The 22703-nt window shown below is 63.3% G+C and carries 17 protein-coding genes and 2 pseudogenes; 11 read left to right on the top strand and 8 right to left on the bottom strand.

Translation table 11 applies throughout. From position 1 onward, the window contains the following. Positions 1–52: 52 nt before the first annotated feature. The 10 genes and pseudogenes from hisI to K5H97_RS29925 all read left to right on the top strand — a co-directional run bounded on the left by hisI (position 53) and on the right by K5H97_RS29925 (position 7198). Positions 53–445 carry a phosphoribosyl-AMP cyclohydrolase gene (hisI, locus tag K5H97_RS02390; RefSeq protein WP_011536069.1) on the top strand — a complete coding sequence of 131 codons (393 nt, stop codon included), beginning with the start codon at positions 53–55 and terminating at the stop codon, positions 443–445. 1 nt (position 446) lies between these two features. After that, complete coding sequence (locus tag K5H97_RS02385; RefSeq protein ID WP_028688373.1) at positions 447–782, top strand: phosphoribosyl-ATP diphosphatase; 336 nt, start codon at positions 447–449, stop codon at positions 780–782. Positions 783–946: 164 nt separating this feature from the next. Next, a complete protein-coding gene (locus tag K5H97_RS02380; protein ID WP_028688374.1) occupies positions 947–1219 on the top strand; it encodes a twin-arginine translocase TatA/TatE family subunit in 273 nt (90 codons plus the stop codon). A 3-nt stretch (positions 1220–1222) separates the two neighbouring features. Next, on the top strand, positions 1223–1591 hold the full coding sequence (tatB, locus tag K5H97_RS02375; protein ID WP_028688375.1) for a Sec-independent protein translocase protein TatB: 369 nt from the start codon (positions 1223–1225) through the stop codon (positions 1589–1591). Next, the gene (gene tatC, locus K5H97_RS02370; protein WP_028688376.1) at positions 1588–2379 is read left to right on the top strand and encodes a twin-arginine translocase subunit TatC; all 792 of its coding nucleotides are present in this window, start codon (positions 1588–1590) and stop codon (positions 2377–2379) included. The genes tatB and tatC overlap by 4 nt, the downstream gene beginning before the upstream one ends. Then, complete coding sequence (locus K5H97_RS02365; protein ID WP_028688377.1) at positions 2376–3083, top strand: 16S rRNA (uracil(1498)-N(3))-methyltransferase; 708 nt, start codon at positions 2376–2378, stop codon at positions 3081–3083. The genes tatC and K5H97_RS02365 overlap by 4 nt, the downstream gene beginning before the upstream one ends. A 99-nt stretch (positions 3084–3182) precedes the next feature. Next, positions 3183–4244 (top strand): annotated as a pseudogene (locus K5H97_RS30145) (methyl-accepting chemotaxis protein); the annotation flags it as partial. Further along, a complete protein-coding gene (locus K5H97_RS30140) occupies positions 4227–5099 on the top strand; it encodes a methyl-accepting chemotaxis protein (protein ID WP_404940859.1) in 873 nt (290 codons plus the stop codon). The pseudogene K5H97_RS30145 and the gene K5H97_RS30140, both read left to right, overlap by 18 nt. A 104-nt stretch (positions 5100–5203) precedes the next feature. Then, positions 5204–6295: pseudogene (locus tag K5H97_RS29930) on the top strand (methyl-accepting chemotaxis protein); the annotation flags it as partial. Positions 6296–6304: 9 nt separating this feature from the next. Beyond that, positions 6305–7198 (top strand): methyl-accepting chemotaxis protein, encoded by an 894-nt coding sequence (locus K5H97_RS29925; protein ID WP_371349947.1) that lies wholly within the window; start codon positions 6305–6307, stop codon positions 7196–7198. Here K5H97_RS29925 and K5H97_RS29525 read toward each other — a convergent pair. The 8 genes from K5H97_RS29525 to pip all read right to left on the bottom strand — a co-directional run bounded on the left by K5H97_RS29525 (position 7188) and on the right by pip (position 17022). After that, positions 7188–7436 (bottom strand): hypothetical protein, encoded by a 249-nt coding sequence (locus tag K5H97_RS29525; RefSeq protein ID WP_155952647.1) that lies wholly within the window; start codon positions 7434–7436, stop codon positions 7188–7190. The two genes, K5H97_RS29925 and K5H97_RS29525, sit on opposite strands and share 11 nt — an antisense overlap. A gap of 800 nt (positions 7437–8236) precedes the next feature. Beyond that, complete coding sequence (locus K5H97_RS02345; RefSeq protein WP_028688380.1) at positions 8237–8971, bottom strand: amino acid ABC transporter ATP-binding protein; 735 nt, start codon at positions 8969–8971, stop codon at positions 8237–8239. Beyond that, positions 8964–9926, bottom strand: a complete 963-nt coding sequence (locus K5H97_RS02340) for an amino acid ABC transporter permease (protein WP_028688381.1) — start codon at positions 9924–9926, stop codon at positions 8964–8966. Before K5H97_RS02340 ends, K5H97_RS02345 begins: the two co-directional genes overlap by 8 nt. A 79-nt stretch (positions 9927–10005) precedes the next feature. Then, positions 10006–10803: a transporter substrate-binding domain-containing protein gene (locus K5H97_RS02335; protein WP_028688382.1), complete on the bottom strand. Its 798-nt coding sequence runs from the start codon at positions 10801–10803 to the stop codon at positions 10006–10008. Between the two features lie 262 nt (positions 10804–11065). Continuing rightward, positions 11066–13639 carry a glucans biosynthesis glucosyltransferase MdoH gene (gene mdoH, locus K5H97_RS02330; RefSeq protein WP_028688383.1) on the bottom strand — a complete coding sequence of 858 codons (2574 nt, stop codon included), beginning with the start codon at positions 13637–13639 and terminating at the stop codon, positions 11066–11068. Then, positions 13632–15353: a glucan biosynthesis protein G gene (locus K5H97_RS02325; protein WP_081791504.1), complete on the bottom strand. Its 1722-nt coding sequence runs from the start codon at positions 15351–15353 to the stop codon at positions 13632–13634. The genes mdoH and K5H97_RS02325 overlap by 8 nt, the downstream gene beginning before the upstream one ends. 263 nt (positions 15354–15616) lie before the next feature. Further along, the gene (gene dtd / locus K5H97_RS02320; RefSeq protein WP_028688385.1) at positions 15617–16054 is read right to left on the bottom strand and encodes a D-aminoacyl-tRNA deacylase; all 438 of its coding nucleotides are present in this window, start codon (positions 16052–16054) and stop codon (positions 15617–15619) included. Then, a complete protein-coding gene (gene pip, locus K5H97_RS02315; RefSeq protein ID WP_028688386.1) occupies positions 16051–17022 on the bottom strand; it encodes a prolyl aminopeptidase in 972 nt (323 codons plus the stop codon). The genes dtd and pip overlap by 4 nt, the downstream gene beginning before the upstream one ends. A gap of 168 nt (positions 17023–17190) precedes the next feature. Here pip and K5H97_RS02310 point away from each other — a divergent pair, with 168 nt between their 5' ends. Next, positions 17191–22680 carry a dermonecrotic toxin domain-containing protein gene (locus tag K5H97_RS02310; protein WP_028688387.1) on the top strand — a complete coding sequence of 1830 codons (5490 nt, stop codon included), beginning with the start codon at positions 17191–17193 and terminating at the stop codon, positions 22678–22680. Positions 22681–22703: the final 23 nt, after the last annotated feature.

The raw sequence follows: 22703 nt of genomic DNA, 5'->3' as shown, positions 1-22703 counted from the left end.
ACACTAGCGTACAGGGGCCCGGTACGGGAGCGGGCCTGGTTTGGAGTCGACGATGAAAGACTGGCTGGACGAGATCAAGTGGAACAGCGATGGCCTGGTGCCGGCGATCGCCCAGGACCACAAGACCGGGCGCGTGCTGATGATGGCCTGGATGAACCGTGAATCCCTCGCCCTGACCGCCGCCGAGCATCGCGCCATCTACTGGTCGCGCTCGCGGGGCAAGCTGTGGCGCAAGGGCGAAGAGTCGGGCCATGTGCAGAAACTGCATGAAATGCGCCTGGACTGCGACGCCGACGTGATCATCCTGATGGTCGAGCAACTGGGCCATATCGCCTGCCATACCGGCCGCGAAAGCTGCTTCTACCGCGTCTTCGAGGACGGCCAGTGGAAAACCGTCGACCCGGTCCTGAAGGATCCGAACGCCATCTACAGCGCAGGACACTGACATGAGCGACACCCTGAACCGCCTCGCCGAGGTGCTGGAAGAACGCAAGCACGCGGCGCCGGACAGCAGCTACGTGGCCAGCCTGTATCACAAGGGCCTGAACAAGATCCTCGAGAAGCTCGGCGAAGAGTCCATCGAGACCATCATCGCCGCCAAGGATGCCGCCGTCAGCAAGGATTACAGCGATGTCATCTATGAAACCGCAGACCTGTGGTTTCATAGCCTGGTCATGCTCAGCGCGCTCGGCCAGCATCCGCAGGCGGTGCTCGACGAGCTGGAGCGTCGGTTCGGATTGTCCGGGCATGATGAGAAGGCTGCGCGTCAGCCGTCTGCCTGACGATTGCCGGGGGCGCGTTGCGCCCCTTTCCGACCGGTCCGACGCCTCGGCAAGGCCGCTCCTACAGGGGGCCGCGTCGCCTGAACGATTCGCTGAACCCTGTGATGGGCTGCAAGGCAGCCCCAGGGCCCGATAGACCGACACACATTTTTCAGGAGTACGAAATGGGTATTTTTGACTGGAAACACTGGATCGTCCTGCTGGTCGTCGTGGTGCTGGTGTTTGGCACCAAGAAACTGAAGAACTTCGGCAGCGACCTGGGCGAATCGATCAAGGGCTTCCGCAAGGCCATGAACGAAGAAGAAACCAAGCCCGCCGAGCAGACCCCGCCGCCGGCCCAACCGGTTCCGCCGGTGCAGAACACCGCGCAGCAGGCCCAGGGCCACACCATCGAGGGCCAGGCCCAGCCGGTCCAAGAGCCACAGCGGAAAGACTGACCCATGTTCGGCATCAGTTTCAGCGAGCTGCTGCTCGTCGGCCTGGTCGCCCTGCTGGTGCTCGGTCCCGAGCGCCTGCCGGGGGCCGCGCGCACCGCGGGCCTGTGGATCGGCCGCCTCAAGCGCAGCTTCAACGCGATCAAGATGGAGGTCGAGCGCGAGATCGGCGCCGACGACATCCGCCGCCAGTTGCACAACGAGCACATCCTGCAGATGGAGCAGGAGGCCAAGCGCATCCTCAACCCGCTGACGCCACCGGCGCAGCCGCCGACCAGCGCTGAAACGCCCGCCACACCCGCCGTCGAAGCCGCCCCCGCGCAGCCGACCGCGACGCCACCCTCCGAGCCGCCCCAACCGCCACGAGCCCCATGAGCGAGAATCCGGAACATGACCAGCCGATGCCGCTGGTCTCGCACCTGACCGAACTGCGCACCCGCCTGCTGCGCTGCGTCGCCGCCATCTTCCTGATCTTCGCCGGGCTGTTCTCCTTCGCCCAGCAGATCTACACCCTGGTCTCGGCGCCGCTGCGCGCGCACCTGCCGGCCAACGCGACGATGATCGCCACCGACGTGGCCTCGCCGTTCCTGACGCCGTTCAAGCTGACCATGATCGTCTCGCTGTTCCTGGCGATCCCGTTCATCCTGCAGCAGATCTGGGGCTTCATCGCTCCGGGCCTGTACCGCCACGAAAAGCGCATCGCCATCCCGCTGCTGGTATCGAGCATTTTCCTGTTCTATGCCGGCATGGCCTTCGCCTACTTCCTGGTGTTCCCGCTGATCTTCGGCTTCTTCGCCAGCGCCACCCCCGAGGGCGTGTCGATGATGACCGACATTTCCAGCTACCTCGACTTCGTCATGACCCTGTTCTTCGCCTTCGGCGTCGCCTTCGAGATCCCGGTGGCGGTGGTGCTGCTGGTGTGGATCGGCGTGGTCGACGTGCAGTACCTGAAGAAGATCCGCCCGTACGTGATCATCGGCTGCTTCGTGGTCGGCATGATCCTCACCCCGCCGGACATCTTCTCCCAGACCCTGCTGGCCGTGCCCATGTGGATGCTGTTCGAGGTCGGCGTGCTGTGCGGCAGCCTGATCCGCAAGCGCAGCCACGAGCCGGACGAAGCGAGCAACGACCACAACGACCAGCCGCCAGCGACCCAACCGTGAACCTGTTGCTTCTTGAAGAGGCCGACTTCGTGTCGGCCGACCGTGTCGTCCTGGCCGATCGCCGCTTCACCCACATGCAGGAGATCCACCGCGTGGCGGTGGGCGACAACCTGCGCGTCGGGCGCATCGGCGGCCTGATGGGCAAGGCCGAGGTCATCCGCCTCGAAGGCCATGAGGCCGAACTGCGGGTGGCCTTCGACCAGCCGCCGCCGGCCAAGCTGCCGCTGACCCTGGTGCTGGCCGTGCCGCGGCCAAAGATGTTGCGTCGGCTGTTCCAGACGGTCGCCACCCTGGGCGTGCCGCGGCTGATCCTGGTCAACAGCTACAAGGTCGAGAAGAGCTTCTGGCAGACGCCGTTTCTGCAGTCCGAGACCATCCGCGAAAACCTCATTCTCGGCCTGGAGCAAGCCCGTGACACGGTGCTGCCGGAAGTGATCATCGAGAAGCGCTTCAAGCCCTTCGTCGAAGACCGCCTGCCCGCCATCGCCGAAGGCTCCTTGGGCCTGGTCGGCCACCCCGGCCCCTACCCTGCCTGCCCGCGCGCCGTGGAAGGCCCGGTGACCCTGGCGATCGGCCCCGAAGGCGGCTGGATCCCCTACGAGGTCGAGCTGCTCGGCAAGGCCGGCCTGGCCCCGGTGCAGCTGGGCGATCGCATCCTGCGGGTGGAAACGGCGGTCACCGCCCTGCTCTCGCGAATTTTCTGACACAAAGGTCAAGTTTTTGCCATCAAGTTTCCCCGCCCCGCGCCGATGGCCTGTGCAACAGAACAATAATCCGCACTGCCACGCGCCGGGGAGTCGTCTATGTACCGTTGGTTTGCCCAGTCACTGGGAAATGTAAGCGTCAATCGCAAGTTGGGGATCGGCTTTGGCCTGGTATTGCTGCTCACCCTCGGCATCACCTTCACCGGCTGGCTGGGCATCGACAGCGTCACCAGCCGTGGCGACAAGCTCGGCAACATCTCGGTGATCCACCAGTACACCCAGGACCTGCGCCTGGCCCGCCTGGGCTATGAGCGCAACCGAGACGACGCCGCCGTGGCGGAACTGGAAAAAGCCCTGGCCAACCTCGAGCGCCAGGTGCAGTTCATGCTCGGCCAGATCGAGCTACCCGCCGACCGCCAGCGCCTGGACAAGCAGCAGGACGCCGTGCGCCAGTACCAGCAGGCCTTCACCGAACTCAAGCAGGCCGGCCTGCGCCGCGAGGCCAGCCGCGCCACTTTGGGCGACAGCGCCGACAAGGCCGCCGAGCTGATCGCCAAGGTCCAGCAGCGCCTGCTGCAGGGCGGCGATATCCAGCAGTACCAGGAGGTGGTGCAGGTCGCCGCCCTGTTGCAGCAGGCACGCTTCCAGGTGCGCGGCTACACCTACAGCGGCAAGGCCGAGTTCCAGCAGACCGCGCTCGGCGCCATCGACCAGGCCATGACCGTACTCAAGGCCCTGCCAGGCAAGCTTCCGGGCGAATTCGCCGCCAGCCTCGACGACGCCGCCAGCGCACTGGCCGCCTACCGCGACGCGGTGAACCAGTTCGGCAACGCCCAGACGGCCAGTGAGCAGGCGCTGGCGCGCATGGCCGCGCAAGGCCAGGTGCTGCTGTCCGCCAGCCAGGAAATGACCGTCTCGCAAACCACCGTGCGCGACCAGGGCACCCAGCAGGCCAAGACCCTGCTGGCCGGCGCCACCGCCCTGGCGCTGCTGCTGGGGGTGCTGGCCGCCTTCGCCATCACCCGGCAGATCATCGTGCCGCTGCGCCAGACCCTCACCGCCGCCGAGCGCGTGGCCGGCGGCGACCTGCGCCAGGACCTCAAGGCCGATCGGCGCGACGAACTGGGCCAGCTGCAGGCCAGCATGCAGCGCATGACCCAGGGCCTGCGTGAGCTCATCGGGGGCATTGGTGACGGCGTGACGCAGATCGCCAGCGCCGCCGAGGAACTGTCGGCGGTCACCGAGCAGACCAGCGCCGGGGTCAACAACCAGAAGGTCGAGACCGACCAGGTCGCCACTGCCATGAACGAGATGGCCGCCACCGTCCAGGAAGTGGCGCGCAACGCCGAGCAAGCCTCGGAAGCGGCGCTGATGGCCGACCAGCAGGCCCGCGAGGGTGACAAGGTGGTGGGCGAGGCGATCAGCCAGATCGAGCGCCTGGCCGGCGAGGTGGTCAACTCCAGCGAAGCGATGAGCCAGCTCAAGGCCGAGAGCGACAAGATCGGCAGCGTGCTGGATGTGATCAAGTCGGTGGCCCAGCAGACCAACCTGCTGGCGCTCAACGCCGCCATCGAGGCCGCCCGCGCTGGCGAAGCGGGCCGTGGCTTCGCCGTGGTCGCCGACGAGGTGCGCAGCCTGGCCCAGCGCACCCAGCAGTCCACCGAGGAGATCGAGGAACTGATCGCCAGCCTGCAGAACGGCACCGAGCGCGTGGCCAGCGTCATGGACAGCAGCCGCGCCCTGACCGACAGCAGCGTCGAGCTGACCCGCCGCGCTGGCGACTCGCTGGGCACCATCACCCGCACCGTGTCGTCGATCCAGTCGATGAACCAGCAGATCGCCACCGCCGCCGAACAGCAGAGCGCCGTGGCCGAAGAGATCAACCGCAGCGTGATGAACGTGCGCGACATCTCCGACCAGACCTCGGCAGCCAGCGAGGAGACCGCCAGCTCCAGCGTCGAGCTGGCCCGCCTGGGAACGCACCTGCAGGGCCTGGTGGGGCGTTTCAGGCTCTAATTCGCGGCTTGCGGGCTGTAGGCACTACCCTTCAGCCCGCAGAGAATTTTCCTACTCAATTTGCAGGTCCAGTCCGACGGACTTCCGGCCGATGAGCAAAGGCCATGGCGGCAATCTGCTGCCATGGCCTTTTCTCAATCGGACGGAGACCTGCCATGTTCGGATACCTTGACCGCCAACTCGGCAACCTCGGCGTCGGGCTCAAGCTCACTCTGGGTTTCGCCGTGGTGCTGCTGCTCACCCTGGCCACCACACTCAGCGGCTGGCGTGCGCTGGACGGCGCCATCGAGCGCTCGGAACAACTGAGCGACATCGGCCAACTCAACGATCTGACCCGTGACCTGCGCGCCGAGCGCATCACCTACCGGGTACTCGCCGACGACGTCAGCAGGACACGCATCGCGACCATCCTGGAACAGTTGCACGACCGCCTGACCCTGCTGCAGCAACGCAGCGGCCTCGATTCGTCGCGACAGATGCTGAGCCAGAAGCTGCAGTTGCTGCAGCGCCTGAAAGGCGACTTCGCCACCTTACAAAGTACCGTGGACAGCCGCGAAGGCTTGCACGCGGCGATGCAGGCGCAGTCTGGCGTGCTCGAAACCGTGATCGACGAACTGCAGACCCAAGCCCTGCTGAAGCTGTCGGGCGACGGCTTGCAGAGCAGCGTGGTCGGTCTCATGGACACTCTGGGCCGCCATATCGAGTCCGCCAGCCAGCAAAGCCTGGTGCCAGCCTATGCCTTCTCACCCCGGGACAGCTTTGCCAGCATGGGCGATGACGCGCTGCAGGCGGCGAATGCCAGCCTTGGCCAGTTGCTGCGGGCAATCACCGCGCTGGAACTGCCCGGCACATTGACCCAGCGCCCACAGGTGGAACTGGACCGCTACCGCGACGTCCTGCACCAATATCGCGAGGCCGCGCTCAAGGTCGAGCAGTTGCAGGACGGCATGGAGAAAATGGGTGACGAGCTGCAGACCGTAAGCGTTGAACTGAGCGAGCGCAAAGTCGAGCAGCGCGACAACGAGGCCCTGGCCGACCGTTCGCTGCTGACCAGCGTGGCTGTGCTAGCACTGGTGTTCGGCATCCTCGCTGCCTGGCTGATCACCCGGCAGGTCACCCAGCCCCTGCGCCAGGTGCTGGCCCAGGCCGCGCGTATCGCCCGTGGCGACCTCAGCCAGGTACAGACGGTGCAGCGCCGCGACGAGATGGGGCAGCTGCAGGCCAGCATGCGCGAGATGACCTTGAGCCTGCGCGAGCTGCTCGGCGGCATCGACCAGGGTGTCGGCCAACTGTCCAGAGCCGCGACGGCGCTGGCCGGCGCCAGCGTGGACACCCGCGAGCGCATCGGCCAGCAGCGCGAGGAGACCGACCAGGTGGCCACGGCCATGAACCAGATGAGCGCCACGGTGCAGGAGGTCGCGCAAAATGCCGAGCAGGCCTCCCAGGCGGCCACCACCGCCGACCGCCAGGCACAGCTGGGTGATCAGGTGGTGGCCGAGGCGATTGCCCGCATCGAGCAGTTGGCGAGGCAGATGGACCACTGCCTCACGGCCATGGGTCACCTGGCCGGTGAAAGCCAGCGTATCGGTTCGATTCTCGATGTGATCAAGTCGGTGTCCGAGCAGACCAACCTGCTGGCGCTCAACGCCGCCATCGAGGCAGCCCGGGCCGGCGAGGCCGGGCGCGGTTTCGCCGTGGTGGCCGACGAGGTGCGCGGCCTGGCCCAGCGCACGCAGCAGTCGACCGAAGAGATCGAGCTGCTGATCGACAGCCTGCACCGCGGCACCGACGAGGTGACCGGCCTTCTGGACGACAGCAAGCGCCTGACCGGGCAAAGCGTCGAACTCAGCCGCAAGGCTGGCGCTGCGCTGGGGCAGATTACCGAGACGGTGTCGACGATCCAGGGGATGAACCAGCAGATTGCCACGGCCAGTGAGCAGCAGAGCGTGGTGGCCGAGCAGATCAACCGAAACGTGATCAATGTACGTGATGTTTCGGAACAGACGCGGGCGGCCAGTGAACAGACTGCGGTTTCGAGTGGGGAGTTGGAGCAGTTGGGGCAGCAGTTGCGGGGCATGGTGGGAAGGTTCAATCTCTAAGCCTTGCAGGCGCGCCCAGATCGCCAGGACCTGAAACCAGACCGACGGCTTTGGCTTTGGCTTTGGCTTTGGCTTTGGCTTTGGCTTTGGCTTTGGCTTTGGCTTTGGCTTTGGCTTTGGCGATCAGAAGATTAACACCACAGCCCACTAGCGACAGCTGCGTCAGCCCAGGCGCCGCCCGTACCTTCGCGACTTCAGGAGGCCGAACGCAGGCCTTGCGGAGGGAGGTGACGGGCATGGATGCCCGTCAAGCGCTGGGGCCCAGGATGGGCCCTGCAGCGCGGTCCTCCCGGGAGCAAGGCCGGAGTGAGGGGACCCGGAGCGCAGCGGAGGGCCGGATGAATGGAGCGCAGCGTTTTTTGGTTACTTTTGTCCGGCCGGCGCTCCGGGCGTTTGACAAAAAGTGACTCGCCGTAAGGGCGAAAAGGTGACTATGCGTCGATATCGTAAATGAATGCGCTTACAACAATAGAAACCGACGCCGACCGTCTTTGACTTTGACTTTGACTTTGACTTTGACTTTGACTTTGAGAGAGTGTGTTTTGAAAGTTATATGCGCATTCATTTGCGATATCGACGCATAGTCACCTTTTCGCCTTTACGGCGACCTACTTTTGCTCTTGGGCAAAAGTAGGCAAAAACCGCTGGCTCCATTCATACGGCCCCTACGCTTCGCTCCGGGGTCCCCTCGCTCCGTTCTTGCTCCCGGGAGGACCGCGCTGAACGCCCCATCCTGGGGCGCAGCGCTTGACGGGCATCCATGCCCGTCACCTCCCTCCGCAAGAACTCCGCTCGGCCTCCTGAAGTCGCAATTAGCGGCGTCTGAACTATCGCGCACTTAGAAGCAAGATCAAGATCAAGATCAAGATCAAGATCAAGATCAAGATCAAGATCAAGATCAAGATCAAGAAATGAGCATTCTTTGATTGGAAGGTGGTGGTATTTCGACAGTCAGGCCTCTCGCCAATATATAGCAAGAGGCCTGAACAGTTTTGATCACATACATTGCACCCACGGTTTACGCAGGTCTAAACACAATCACAAAACTTGCCGCAAGAACGCCTGGGCCCGCAAATCCTTCGGCGCGGCAAAGAATTCCTGCGGCGGCGAATCTTCCAGCAACTTCCCGTGGTCAAAGAACAACACCCGATCCGCCACTTCCCGGGCAAAGCCCATCTCGTGCGTCACGCAGACCATGGTCATGCCTTCCTGGGCAAGGGTCTTCATCACATCCAGCACCTCCCCGACCATTTCCGGATCGAGCGCCGAGGTCGGTTCGTCGAACAGCATCACCTTCGGGTCCATCGCCAGGGCCCGGGCGATGGCCACCCGCTGCTGCTGGCCACCGGAGAGCCGCGACGGGTACTCGTTGGCCTTCTGCGCGATACCGACCTTTTCCAGCAACGCCCGGGCCTTGGCCTCGCGCTCGGCCTTGTTGCGCTTGCGCACCACCTTCTGCGCCAGGCACAGGTTCTCCAGCACGGTCATGTGCGGGAACAGGTTGAAATGCTGGAACACCATGCCGACTTCTCGGCGATAGGCGTTGATATCGGTCTTCGGGTCGTCCAGCTGCAAACCGCCGATGGACACATGGCCCTCGTCGAAATGCTCCAGGCCGTTCAGGCAGCGCAGGAAGGTCGACTTGCCCGAGCCCGACGGCCCCAGCACCACCACCACCTCGCCCTTGGCGACCTGGGTGGTGACGTTGTCCACCGCGCGCACCACCTGGCCCCGGGTGTCGAAGACTTTCAGCAGGTCACGGACTTCAATCACTTTGCGCAAGCCTCCGCTCGAGCCGGCTGGCGATGTGCGACAGCGGCAGGTTGATCAGCAGGTACAGGCCCGCCACGCAGAACCAGATCTCGAAGGTCGAGAACGAGGTGGTGATGGCCTCGCGGCCGCTCTTGGTCAGCTCGGTGATGGCGATCACCGACACCAGCGAGGTGTCCTTGACCAGGCTGATGAACTGCCCGGCCAGCGGCGGCAGCACGCGCTTGAACGCCTGCGGCAGGATCACGTGACGCATCGACTGGGCGCCGTTCAGGCCCAGCGATCGCGCCGCCTCGTTCTGCCCCTTCGCGATCGACTGCACGCCGGCACGGACGATCTCGGCCACGTAGGCGCCGGTGAACAGCGCCAGCGCCGCCACCCCGGCGAACTCGCGGGACAGGTTGAGCACGGTACCGATGAAGAAGTAGAAGATGAAGATCTGCACCAGCAGCGGCGTGCCACGCACCAGCTCGACATAGACAGTGGAAAGATCACGCAAGGTCGGGTTGTTCGACAGCCGGCACAGCCCGGCGAACAGGCCGATCACCAGGCCCAGGGCGCCAGAGATCACCGAGATCCACAGCGTCGTCCACAGACCCCAGGCCAAGGGGCCGGCGGCCCAGTGGCGGGTGACGCCGATGGCATCGCCCTCGGCGACGTCGTCGCCGCGGGCCAGCAGCATGCTGTCCTTGGCCACTTCGACGACCTGGTTGTCGCCGTTCTCGTCCTTCAGGGTGACCCGGGCATTGTCGCCGGACACCACGATTTCCTCGACCGTGCCTGGGTTGGTGGCACGCTGGGTTTCCTCGGCCTTGTAGGCGAAGTATTGCGGAACGCGGTTCCAGCGCCACTCATAGGAAATCATCGAGGTAGCCAGGTACAGGCTGAACGCCAGGCCCACCAGGACCAGCGCGGTCAGCCCATGCCAGGGCCACTGTGCTTTCTTGTGTTTGATCACGTGGGGTACTTCCGTAAAAGCGAAACGCGCAGGGCTTGCCTGCGCGTCGAGGTCAGTGCCTGGGGTTTTGGCCCGGGCCTTATTCCATTTCCTTCAGCCAGTCCTTGCTCTTGAACCACTTGTCGTGAATACGATCGTAGGTCCCGTCATGCTTGATCTGGTGCAGGAAGTTGTTGATGTAGTTGATGCTGTCGTAGTCGCCTTTCTTCAGGCCGAAGGCCAGCGGCTCGTAGGTGAAGGGCTCTTCCAGGAACACCAGCTTGCCGGCGCCGGCCTTCTCCACCGCCACTACGTTGTAGGGCGAGTCGTAGACGAAGGCGTCGGCCTTGCCGTTGACCACGTCCATCACCCCTTCCTGCTCGTTGTCGTAGCCGTGGTACTTGGCCTTGCTGATCAGCTTCTTCGCGACCATCTCGCCGGTGGTGCCAAGCTTGGAAGTGAGGCGGTACTTCTCGTTGTTCAGGTCCTTGTACGACTTGATCTCGCCCGCCAGCTCCTTGCGGATCAGCAGGGTCTGGCCAACCACGATGAAGGGTTCGCTGAAGTTCAGGCGCAGGTTGCGTTCCTGGGTCAGGGTCATGCCGCTGCCGATGAAGTCGAACTTGTCGGTCATCAGGGCCGGGATGATGCCGTCGTAGGCGGTGGAAACCATCTCCAGCTTGACGCCCATGGACTTGGCCATGGCCTTGAGGATGTCGACCTCGAAGCCGATGATCTCACCGCGCTTGTTGGTCATTTCGAACGGCATGTAGGTCGGGTCCATGCCCACGCGCAGGGTGCCACGCTTGACCGCGTCGTCGATGGCGCCGGCCTGGGCGGCGGTCACCGCGATCAGGGCGGTCGCACCTACCAGCAGTCGCGACAGGTATTTCTTAATCATCACCAAGTCCCCTAGCAAGAAGTACGCAGATTTTTTCTTGTAAGCACGGTCCGACAGACCGATGCGCAATATCGGGACGGATGCTAACGCATGCGCGGCGCAGGACCTAGAGCCGGGGGGGACTTTGTTGGCCAAAAGATGGCGAAGAACGAGGGCTTTGCCCTCGTATCGCCGGCAAGCCGGCTCTCACAAGGATAGTGTTGCACCTGTGGGAGCCGGCTTGCCGGCGAACGGGCCGCGAAGCGGCCCCAAGGAAGGGTCAGGCGCCGGCCAAGGCTGGCTGGGCCACGTTCTCCGGATGCAGCGGCAGCAGCGGCGAGTGCGGATCGTTGGCGATGGACGCCCGCCACACATCGATCCACGCCGTGTTGTGCCCGGCCCACACCTGCTCGTGCAGACGCGATAGCGCCACCGGATCGCTGAGCAGCGCCAGGCGGGTGTTCAGGTCCAGGCCTTTCGGGCCGACTTCCAGTGCCTTGCCCACGCGCTCGGCGCGCAGCGCCTCGATCGGAGCCGCCTGGCCGTGACGCGCAGTGGCCATGGCACAGGCCAGGGCGTTCTGGCGCGGGTCGACCACGGCACGGACGAAACCGTCATGCAGGGCGTGCCAGCGGTTCTCGTGGGTGTACTGGTCGGTCGCCAGCAGCTCTTGCGGCGTTGCATATTCCTCGGGGATGAGGAACAGCTTCTCGTCCTTGGCCGCCAGGCCCAGGCGCGTGCGGCTGGAAATTACCGACACCGGGATCGACAGCACCAGCGAGCCGACGATCGGCGCCAGCCACCACAGGAAGCTCGGGTTCAGCCAGGCCACCAGGCCAGCCCAGGCGATGCCCAGCAGGGTCTGCGGACCATGGCGACGTACCGCCTCGCTCCACGGAGTCGAGTCGTCGTCACGCTGCGGCGAGTTCCAGGTCGCGGCCCAGCCGAGGAACGCGGCCAGCACGAAGCGGGTGTGGAAGATCATCCGCACCGGCGCCAGCAGCATGGAGAACAGCATCTCCATCAGCATCGACAGGGTGACCTTGATGCGCCCGCCAAATTCGGTGGCGCCTTTGGCCCAGATCAGGATGACGCTGAGCAGCTTGGGCAGGAACAGCAGCACGATGGTGGTGGAGAACAGCGCGATGGCTTTCTCCGGGTGCCACTGCGGCCACAGCGGGTAAAGCTGGAACGGCTCGATGAAGTACTGCGGCTCCATCAGGGTGTTGGTCGCCAGCAGCGCCGTCGACAGCACCAGGAACAGGAACCACAGCGGCGCCGACAGGTACGACATCACCCCGGTGAGGAACACCGCGCGGTGCACCGGGTGCATGCCCTTGACCAGGAACAGGCGGAAGTTCATCAGGTTGCCGTGGCACCAGCGACGGTCGCGCTTGAGCTCGTCGAGCAGGTTCGGCGGCAGCTCTTCGTAACTGCCCGGCAGGTCATAGGCGATCCACACGCCCCAACCGGCACGGCGCATCAGCGCGGCTTCGACGAAGTCGTGGGAAAGGATCGCACCAGCAAACGCACCTTTGCCCGGCAACGGCGCCAGGGCGCAGTGCTCGATGAACGGCTTCATGCGGATGATCGCGTTGTGGCCCCAATAGTGCGATTCGCCCAGCTGCCAGAAGTGCAGGCCGGCGGTGAACAGCGGGCCGTACACGCGGGTGGCGAACTGCTGCATGCGCGCATACAGGGTGTCCATGCCCGAGGCTTTCGGCCCGGTCTGGATGATACCGGCGTCCGGGTTGGCCTCCATCAGGCGCACCAAGCTGCTCAGGCACTCGCCACTCATGACGCTGTCGGCGTCGAGCACGACCATGTACTTGTATTCGCCGCCCCAGCGACGGCAGAAGTCGTCGAGGTTGCCGCTCTTGCGCTTCACCCGGCGCCGGCGGCGGCGGTAGAAGATGCGGCCGAAGCCCTTGGTTTCACGGCACACGTCGAGCCAGGCCTGTTGTTCGGCGACGGCGATATCGGTGTCGTTGGTGTCGCTGAGCACGAAGAAATCGAAGCGGTCGAGGTTGCCGCTGGCGGCCACCGATTCGAAGGTGGCGCGCAGGCCGGCGAACACCCGTGGCACGTCTTCGTTGCAGATCGGCATCACCAGCGCGGTGCGCGCCTCGGGCGCGATCGGCTCGTTGCCGGCGCTGCTGCCGGAAATCTTGTACTTGTCACGCCCGGTGAGCAGCTCGAGGAAGCCCATCAGGGCGGTCCAGAAGCCCGCCGACACCCAGCAGAACAGGATGCCGAACAGGACCAGGATGGAGGTCTGCAGCGCATACGGCCACACCTGCACCACCGTGTCCCACAACGGCTGGTTGAGGATCTCGTCGAGATCGACGAACGACCAGCCCTGGTAAGGCAGGATGCCCTTCATGTACCAGCCGGCGACGAGGGTCTGGCCGATCATCAGGGTCAGCAGGATGTAACGGCGGATCGAACCGACCGTGCGCCAGCGCGCCGGCGGCAGCTCGCGCTTGGGCGGCTGCGGGGCGTTGGTGCGGCCGGTCATGCGGCGCCACATGCGGATCAGGATGTTGGTGCGCCAAGGCTCGGGCACGACCTTGGTGCGCTTGATCGGCGGGGCGATCTTCAGGCACAGCCGCCCACCGGCATCGACGCCGAGCATCTCGGCGTCTTCCAGTTCGGCGGCGCTGCCGACGGTAAGACGGGCGCCCACCGAAGCCTGGGCGGCCTCGGTGGTGCCGGCGGCCGGTTGGGCCGCCAGGTGTTGGTGCAGCTCGCTGAAGGAGGTGCAGCGGGCAAGTTCCGCACGCTGCTCGTCGCTCAGGGGAAGGTGGGCCAGGTATTCGCTCAGCGATTCCGGCCTTGCGCTTGAGTTACTCATCGGCAGGCAACTGATAGCTCCAGGTCTCGGTCAGCACTTTCTCGGTGGTGGCCGGGGTCCCGTTGGTGGATGCCGCATCGGCGGCGGGTTGCTCGGCAGCCTTCTCGGCCTTGGCGTGAGCGTGCTTGGCCGCGGCCTTGTCCTGCTTGGCATCCTTGGCCGGCTTGGGCTGCTCGACCGGAACGTCACGCAGCAGCGCGGCGCGCATCTCGGTGGATTTCTTCGGATCCTGCACCTTCAGGCGCAGGGTCAGGCGCCAGCCTTTGGTTTCCGGGTTGTAACGCAGGTTGTTCTCGACCACTTCGGCGTTGTCGCCAACGCTGACCTGACTGCGCACGGCGGTGTCGGCCGGCAGGCTGGCAAGGTTCGGGCCGATGAAGTCGACCAGGAAGGCGATGGTGCCATCGGGCTGACGGATCAGGTTGGACTGCTTGACGTCGCCGGTGGAACGCAAGGTCTGCTTGACCCAGCCCAGCTCAGGCGAGTGCAGCTGGTCTTCCTTGATGGTCCAGCGCAGGCGGTAGTCGTACTCGAACGGCTTGCCTACCTCCGGCAGTTTTTCCGGACTCCAGAAGGCCACGATGTTGTCGTTGGTCTCGTCGGCGGTCGGGATCTCGACCAGGTCGACAGTGCCCTTGCCCCAGTCACCCTTCGGCTCGATCCAGGCGCTCGGGCGCTTCTCGTATTCGTCGTCGAGGTCTTCGTAGTCGCTGAAGTCGCGCTGGCGCTGCAGCAGGCCGAAACCACGCGGGTTCTCGACACTGAAGTTGCTCACGGCCAAGTGTTTGGGGTTGTTCAGCGGACGCCACAGCCATTCGCCGTTGCCGGCGTGAATCGACAGGCCTTCGGAATCGTGCAGGGCCGGACGGTAGTTCATGACCTTGGACGGCTGGTTGGGGCCGAACAGGTACATGCTAGTCAGCGGGGCGATGCCCAGGCGGCTGACGTTGTCACGCAGGTAGACCCGCGACTTGACGTCGACCAGGGTATCCTCGCCCGGACGCAGGGTCAGCTTGTAGGCGCCGGTGGAGCGCGGCGAGTCGAGCAGTGCGTAGATCACCAGGTGCTTGTCATTCGGCTTGGGTTTTTCGATCCAGAACTCGCGAAAGCGCGGGAACTCCTCGCCGGACGGCAGCGCGGTGTCGATGGCCAGGCCACGGGCCGACAGGCCGTAGCGGTGGCCCTTGCCGACCACGCGGAAATAGCTGGCGCCAAGCAGGGTCATGATCTCATCTTGCTTGTCGGCCTTGTTGATCGGGTAGAGCACGCGGAAACCGGCGTAGCCGAGGTTCTTGGTGGCGTCGGCGTCGTGCGGCACGTCACCGAACTCGAAGCGGCTCGGGTCGTACTTGATTTCCCTGACCTTGTTGGCGGTGATCTCGTTGATGGTCACCGGCGTGTCGAAATGCATGCCCTGGTGGTAGAACGAGAGCTTGAACGGCGTCTTGTCCTTGGCCCACTCGGCCTTTTCCTGCAGGAAGCGGATCTTCTGGTAGTCGGCGTACTTCATGTCGCGGAACACCGGCGGCAGGTTGCTCTTCGGTGCCTCGAACTTCTGACCGGCCAGATCCTTTGCCTTGGCTGCAACATCGTCCAGATTGAATGCCCACAGCTGGCCCGCGCTCATCAGGCCGACCAGCGCCACGCCGGCCAGCATGGCCTTGCGCAGCCGGGTACCGGGGATTCTAGGTGCAATACAGGGGCTTACAATCACGAGCAATCCTCGCCGAAAACAGATCATGAAACCAACGGCCAGCGACCAATGCCGGGTTGGCGAGCACTGTTCGGACCCCGTGAGGGCCTAATGATTCCCCAAACGGATCCTGACAATGCTCGAGTCAAAGTGAAACGAACCTGCGAACGCAGGTTCATGCAGCGCGCGATTATCCAGCAGGTCGCGTTACAACGCATCAGGCTGAACAAACTATTTATCGTACAAAACCCCTTGTTTTTCGACAAACAAAGGGTTTTTTGACCTCATATTTGTAACATAAATGTTACCGGGCCATCATTGACCAGATGCACCTGCATGTCGGCACCGAAGCGACCACTGGCCACAACCGCGTGCTGACCCTGTGCCTGGCGCAGCAGATAGTCGAACAGTTCGGCGCCGAGGGCCGGTGGCGCAGCCGTCGAAAAGCTCGGGCGCATGCCGTTGCGGGTGTCGGCGGCCAGGGTGAACTGCGACACCAGCAGCAGGCCACCACCGACATCCTTGAGCGAACGGTTCATCTTGCCCTGTTCGTCGCTGAACACCCGGTAGTTCAGCAGTTTGTGCAACAGCTTGTCGGCATGCTCAGGCGAATCTTCAGGCTCGACCGCCACCAGCGCCAGCAACCCCTGGTCGATGGCGCCGACGATTTCCCCCGCCACCTCAACCCGGGCGCCGCGCACGCGCTGGATCAGCCCCTTCATGCTTCTTCCAGGGGCAGGTCGAGCAGGCGTCGGGCCATCTGGTCGGCGGCGCGCACCAGGGCATCGGTGATGCCGGGCTCGGAGGCGGCGTGGCCGGCGTCGCGGATCACCTTCAGCTCGCTGTTCGGCCAGGCCTGGTGCAGCTCCCAGGCGTTGTCCAGCGGGCAGATCACGTCGTAGCGACCATGCACGATCACCGCCGGCAAGTGGGCGATCTTCGGCATGTCGCGAATCAGTTGGTCCTGCTCGAGGAAGGCGTTGTTGGTGAAGTAGTGGCATTCGATGCGAGCAATCGACAGGGCGCGCTGCGGCTCGGAGAAGCGGTCGACCACCAGCGGGTTCGGACGCAGGGTCGCGGTGCGGCCCTCCCAGGTGGACCAGGCCTTGGCAGCATGCATCTGGGCGATCTGGTCGTTACCAGTCAGGCGCTTGTGGAAGGCCTTGACCAGGTCGCCGCGCTCTTCTGCCGGGATCGGCGCGATGTAGTCCTGCCAATAGTCGGGGAACAGGCGGCTGGCGCCTTCCTGGTAGAACCAGGTGATCTCCTGCGGGCGACACAGGAAGATGCCGCGCAGGATCAGGCCGTGCACGCGATCGGGGTGCTTCTGGGCGTAGGCCAGGGCCAGCGTGGAGCCCCAGGAGCCGCCGAACAGCACCCATTTCTCGATGCCGAGGTGCTCGCGGATGCGCTCCAGGTCCTCGACCAGGTGCCAGGTGGTGTTGTTCTCCAGGCTCGCATGGGGCGTGGAGCGACCGCAGCCGCGCTGATCGAAGGTGACGATGCGGTACAGGTTGGGGTCGAAGTAGCAACGGCTCTGGGCATCACAGCCCGCGCCCGGACCGCCGTGGATGAACACCACGGGCAGACCTTCCGGCGAGCCGCTCTCATCGACATACAGCACATGCGGCGCTTCCACGGCCAGATCGTGCCGGGCGTAGGGTTTGATCTGCGGGTAGAGGGTCTGCATCGCGCACTCCGTGTGAGGTTTGGTTCGGCCGTGGGCCATCATAAACCTGAATTGCGCTTTGAGCACCGTCCTCTCGGACACCACCGCGAGCCGGGCACATACATTTACCTCCAACACGCCAGCCAACTCATCGATAGTCCCTTGCCCCATACCTAGCAAGGGCCCGCCATGCCACCCCCCTCCACAACTTCGCCCAGCGCTCATTACACCGCCATCGAGCGCAAGATCCCCGCCTGGCTCAAGCAAGCCCCGCCAGACACCCATCGCGCCATGCGCAACTGGCAGCAGGCCCCAGCTTGGCTGACCGCAGCAATCCGGCGGCTACCGGAAATTGCCAAAGCGTGGCAGGAGGAACATGCCCGCCACCGTGAACACCAGGCACAGGTGCAGAAACTGTTCGAACAACTACCCGACCTGCAAGCCTACGCCGCCCAGCGACTGACTGAAGCCATCAAGCAGCGGTTCGGGCTCGACCTGGATGTGCACAACACACACTTGGTCGATGCACGCCTGATCGACCCTACCAATACAAGCGACGCGCGCATGGCCGTGAACCAGGCTACCCGCTCGTTGCTGCAAAGTGCCCTGCACAACTTTGACCAGTACACCGCTGCCGAACATGGGATGAACGCGCCCAAGGCACTGCTGAAGAAGTCCGTCATCCTCGATCACCGGCGCTTCATGGGCACCGTGCCGATCACCAATGCCGTGGATATCGCCGCCGAAGACTTCGCCGACCTGTGCCGTACGCTGGACATCGGCGGCAAGTATCACCAACTGGTGCATGCGATCTATTACCCTGCGGCCACGACGCAGCTCAGCGCCGATGAAGCCAAGCTGTCCGTTTACCAGACCCTGGGGCAAGCAGAGGTCTCGGCCTTCCGGCAGTCTTTACATTTCGCCCGCCTCAAAGGCGATATCAGCGAACCGCTGTACACCGCAGCCCTTGCCGTCCCGCTTGACCAGCCGCTATCGGCGGCCTCGCAGGTGACGTTCAGCTATCTCTACCTGTGGGAAACGCAGCTGACCGGGATTGTGCTCATGACCTTTCAGGCCAAAGGGCATCAGGCCGTGGCCCTGTACAACCCAGAGGACAGCGCAGAGCCCCTCAAGGAATTTACAACCCTGGAGGCCTTGCAGGCCGACTTGCGCGACCGGCTCCAGGCCAACATCAGCTACCTGGACAAACACATCGCCGACCGTGACAAAGCGTCGACGATATCTCGTCTCAAGGACCGGTTCACGCCCATCACCTGGAGTGCCCGCGGGGTACTTGAGGGTGTCCCTGACCCACATGCCACCCTGTATCCGGTTGCCGAGCCTTTCAGCCACGCGTTCCAAGGCGCCATGGCGTTTCAGAAAGCCCAACGCCATGAAAAAGATGCGTTGTTCAACGCCATCCCGACTGAAATCGTCGACCGGCGCACCGCCCAGGCTCACCGGAAAATGATCGCCGGCCGCGTGCTGACGGCCCTGAACATCGCCGGTTTCTTCGTGCCCGGACTGGGCGAGGTGATGCTTGCCGTCTGCGTGACCCAGCTAGCCCATGAGGTATACGAAGGCATCGAGGCCTGGAAAAACGACGAACGCGAAAAAGCCTTCACCTACATGGTCGATGTGATCGAAAACGTGGCGATCATGGCCGTACTGAGCGCGGCAGCCAAAGCGACGAGAACAGAAGTCGGCGAAACAGGCGCCGCGCTGGAAGAGCCCGAGGTAGAACATATTGCTGTGACAACGCCCTCCTTCATCGAGGAACTGGTGGAGGTTGAGCTACCGGATGGCAGTACGCGCTTGTGGAAGAAGGACCTGACTCCCTTTGCACAAGACATCGCGTTTCCCTCACAGGCCAAACCAGATGAGCTCGGGCTGTACCGCCAGGATGGGAAGATCTGGTTACGCCTTGAAGGCAAGGCATTTTCACTCAAATGGAATGTGGATAGAGGCACCTACAGCATCGAACACCCCAGCAAGGCTGGCGGTTATCAGCCATCGCTACGACATAATGGGGCCGGGGCCTGGTTGCAAGTAACCGATCAGCCACTGAGCTGGTCGGGCGGCGCCCTGTTACGCCGTATCGGTCATTTGAACAACCACTTCGACGAGCCAACGCTACAACGGATACTCGCCGTAAGCGACACCCACGAAGACGTACTGCGCCGGGTCTTGGCCGAGAACCAGCGGCTGCCGGCCTTGCTGGAAGACACGATGCAACGCTTCAAGCTTGACGAAACCATCCGCCAGCTACCTGACGCAAGCACCTGGCCAACGGAGTATTCCAGAGCTTACGCCCGCCTACCGAGCAATCTGGCGCCGGGAGCCGAGACCATACAGCGGGTGTATCCGAACCTGCCGGTCCCCGTAATCGCTGAGCTGGAACGCGGCGCCAGCGCCAGCGAACGGCAAATGCTTGGCAGCGGCAAGATACCCATACGCCTTGGAGAGGAAATCCGCGTCTACCTGCAACACATTCGCCTGGCCCGCGCCTGCGAAGGGCTGTACCTGTCCGGGGTGCCAAACTGGGACAGTGACCGACTGATCCTGCACACGCTTGAGCGACTGCCAGGCTGGCCGGCCGAGACAAAACTGCAAGTGCTGCAGCGCATGTCCTGGCCTGCCCAGTCGCAGAGCATCGGCCCCCAGGACACGCGCCCCTACCAGACCATCACTCATGCCGAGGCAGGCTACATCGTTCACGATAAAAGCCGCCCGAGTGCAGGGCTCACGGCATACGCTGACCTTTACTCAGCGATATATCAAGCGCTGCCAAAGGCCATGACGCAGTTGCGTGTCGCAGATCGGCAAGCATTAAAGCACCTGGTACAGGCCCTCCCCTTGCTGCCCCGCTCGACCTTGAGGACGTTTCTGGGCATGCAACCAGTGCTCCCTGGCTACCGTTCGCCCATGCGCCTGGCCGATGGGCGCCTGGGCTATCCGCTGAGCGGGGGTGGCCCTGCAACACAAGACATTACCCACCAGCGCCTGATCGACGCTGTCGAAGCAACAGGCCTTGCCACACACACTGGGCTTTCGGCGGATCAGGTACTGTTTTCGCTTGCCAATCGCGGACGTACGCAATTGCAGACGCTCGAACACCTGCAGGTGCTGCTGGAGCAGCGCAATGAATTGCAAAGCAGGCTGGCTGACTGGAGCGAGGCCTTTTCCCCCGTGACAGAGCAAGCTGCACAGGACTACAGCCGCCTGCGCGAGTCAATCATGCAACACTGGTATGACACCGCTCTGGATGAAAGCGGCGAGCACACGGCTGAGCTCCGCATCACGCGGGTTTCCTTGGCCGATGTCCCCCTGACCTTGCCCGATTTCTTCTACCGTCGCATACGCAGCTTGAGCCTGGTCGATCTACCGTCAGGCAGCCTCGCCGGCTGGGCACAGCACGAACGCTTGCTGCAACGCCTGCTCAGGTTGATGCCGCAGATCGAATCACTTGAAATCAGCCGGCCGTACAACCCCAGAGCTACACCGTCCTTATTCCTTCTCGCTGTCCCTTCCATCACCGAGCGCTTGCCCGAGCTGCAAAGACTGGTGCTAACCAACCAGAACATCGCGCTCTCCGAAAACGACCTCAATCAGTTGGCAGCATTGCGCCAGTTGAGGTACCTGAATCTGAGTGGCAACCGCCTGGCCCAGAACAACAGCCCTAGCTTCCATCAGCTGTCTCTGGATTTCCTGGGCCTGGATAATATGCAACTGACGCAGTGGCCTATCGGGATTGGCAGTGATGCCCTGAGACGCATCACCCACCTGTCCCTGCGCAACAACAACCTCAGGTCATTGCCATCGTTCCTGCTCAATGAAGCAGACGCCCTGCCAAGCCCGACGGTGATTGCACTCGAAGACAACCCAATCAATGAAACCCATTTGCAGCGTTTGCTGTTGAACGAGTGGGCCGGGACAGCCGGTATCACCGTGGATGTGTCCGCGGCGCTCACCGACCGGCTTGCACGCATCCGCGATGAGCGCCAGCAGATGCGCGACGCGATCGACGGCTGGACCCAGGCGTCCAGTTCGCGCAACCCGCTGACACCCGCAGCGTTGGCGGACAGGCAGCGTATCCAGGCAGCGATCGGCCGATTCTGGGAACAGCAGGAACAGGGCCAGCAATACCTTCGCTTGCAATTGGAGGATGTGGCTGTCGAACACTTCCCCAGACGGCTTCCGGCATTTTTTGAAGAACGCGTTCGGGCGCTCTTCCTGACCCGCACGAGCGGCGCCGCTTCAGAGGTCGCTAAACTGCTCAGCCGTTTCCCCAACGTCACCCGGCTGACCATTGATACGCATCAGGCGGCCACTTCTTCTCTGGCGTCTGCCTTGGCACACCTTCCCCAACTCAACTACCTGGAAATGCGCAACATGGGCCTGGAAGTCGATCAAGCGATGCTGGAAGTCTTCGCAGGGCTGGAGCACCTGACCTCGCTGGACCTCTCAGGCAACCGCGTGGGGACCATCAGGCAGGTTCCCGCGCAGCTGTCCAGCAACCTGCAATCACTCGCGCTGACCAACATGGACCTGCAAGCCTGGCCCAGCTGGTGCGACAGTTTGCTGCCGCTGGAGCTGCTGGACTTGAGTTCCAACAGCATCACCCAGTTGCCAGAGCACATCCTCTCGAACCTGGGCAACTCCATGCCTATTTCTTCGATTGCCTTGTTCGACAACCCTTTGCCACTGGAAACCATTCTTCGGGTGCGTGCGCTCTCGGACAGCCAGCACAGTTATTCCTTCGCCCTGGATATCCCGGACAACCTGATGCTTGACGACTCATCGAGCGAAGGCTCACTGGATCACCCTCACTTCCCGCTACTGGGCGACGATAAACCCAGGCTTGAAGACTGGATGCTTGGCAACGATGCGCAGAACGAGGCCTTGCGCGACTGCTGGGACATGCTCGAAGGCAGCGACCTGCTGCGCCTGGCAGGCCGTTTGCGCAATGCTGCGCCCTACGTCGACCCGAACACACAAGCCAGCTTCTGCGAGCGCGTGCGCATGATGCTGGTGGTAGCCGCAAGCAACCAGGATGAGCGCCCGCTCATGGAAAATATTGCCGCAGCCGCATTGCCCGACCCTGAAACAGGCTCGCAGACTTGCCACGATGGCGCATTGCAGGAGTTCAACAATATCGAGTTGTACCTGATGGGGCAGCGCCTGATCATCGAGGCTGGCGATACCTTGCAAACGTTACGCCGGCGTCTATTGCAGCTGTTCAGGATCGAACAGCTGGAGAAACTGGCCAGCCAGCGATCCGGCCCGGGTGACCGGGTTTCGGTGCGACTGGCCTACCGGCGGGAGCTGGCCAAGGAACTTGACCTTCCACTTGCCGACAGCATGCGTTTTCGAAGTGCCGCGAATCTGGCGCCTAATGAATTGTCGCAAGTGCTGGAAAACGTTCGCAAAAGTGAACTGAGCGATGCTCTGGTCGACTATATGTTGGCAAATACGGACTGGGTTGCACGCCTGCGAGCCGAACATGCCGACCGCTTCGCTGAAATTGAAACCCGTTTCCGCCAGCACGTGCTTGAGCTGGCCAACAAGGATCATTCGCTTGGGGAGGAGCTAAGCCTGCAACAGAGATTGCAAAATGATAGGGATCTGGAGGAGCAGGAGCTGTTGCGTGAGCTCACAATAGCGCAGATCAACAACTGATTAACTGCTTGAACTGGCGACGC

Origin of the sequence: Pseudomonas mosselii (assembly GCF_019823065.1) — a bacterium.
Classification (GTDB): Bacteria; Pseudomonadota; Gammaproteobacteria; order Pseudomonadales; family Pseudomonadaceae; genus Aquipseudomonas; species Aquipseudomonas mosselii.
This window is presented reverse-complemented; position numbering and strand designations above follow the sequence as displayed.

Coding starts and splice junctions, on each gene's coding strand:
- hisI (WP_011536069.1), top strand. CDS start 53: ATGAAAGACTGGCTGGACGAGATCAAGTGGAACAGCGATGGCCTGGTG.
- K5H97_RS02385 (WP_028688373.1), top strand. CDS start 447: ATGAGCGACACCCTGAACCGCCTCGCCGAGGTGCTGGAAGAACGCAAG.
- K5H97_RS02380 (WP_028688374.1), top strand. CDS start 947: ATGGGTATTTTTGACTGGAAACACTGGATCGTCCTGCTGGTCGTCGTG.
- tatB (WP_028688375.1), top strand. CDS start 1,223: ATGTTCGGCATCAGTTTCAGCGAGCTGCTGCTCGTCGGCCTGGTCGCC.
- tatC (WP_028688376.1), top strand. CDS start 1,588: ATGAGCGAGAATCCGGAACATGACCAGCCGATGCCGCTGGTCTCGCAC.
- K5H97_RS30140 (WP_404940859.1), top strand. CDS start 4,227: ATGCAGCGCATGACCCAGGGCCTGCGTGAGCTCATCGGGGGCATTGGT.
- K5H97_RS29925 (WP_371349947.1), top strand. CDS start 6,305: ATGGGGCAGCTGCAGGCCAGCATGCGCGAGATGACCTTGAGCCTGCGC.
- K5H97_RS29525 (WP_155952647.1), bottom strand. CDS start 7,436: ATGCCCGTCACCTCCCTCCGCAAGGCCTGCGTTCGGCCTCCTGAAGTC.
- mdoH (WP_028688383.1), bottom strand. CDS start 13,639: ATGAGTAACTCAAGCGCAAGGCCGGAATCGCTGAGCGAATACCTGGCC.
- dtd (WP_028688385.1), bottom strand. CDS start 16,054: ATGAAGGGGCTGATCCAGCGCGTGCGCGGCGCCCGGGTTGAGGTGGCG.
- pip (WP_028688386.1), bottom strand. CDS start 17,022: ATGCAGACCCTCTACCCGCAGATCAAACCCTACGCCCGGCACGATCTG.
- K5H97_RS02310 (WP_028688387.1), top strand. CDS start 17,191: ATGCCACCCCCCTCCACAACTTCGCCCAGCGCTCATTACACCGCCATC.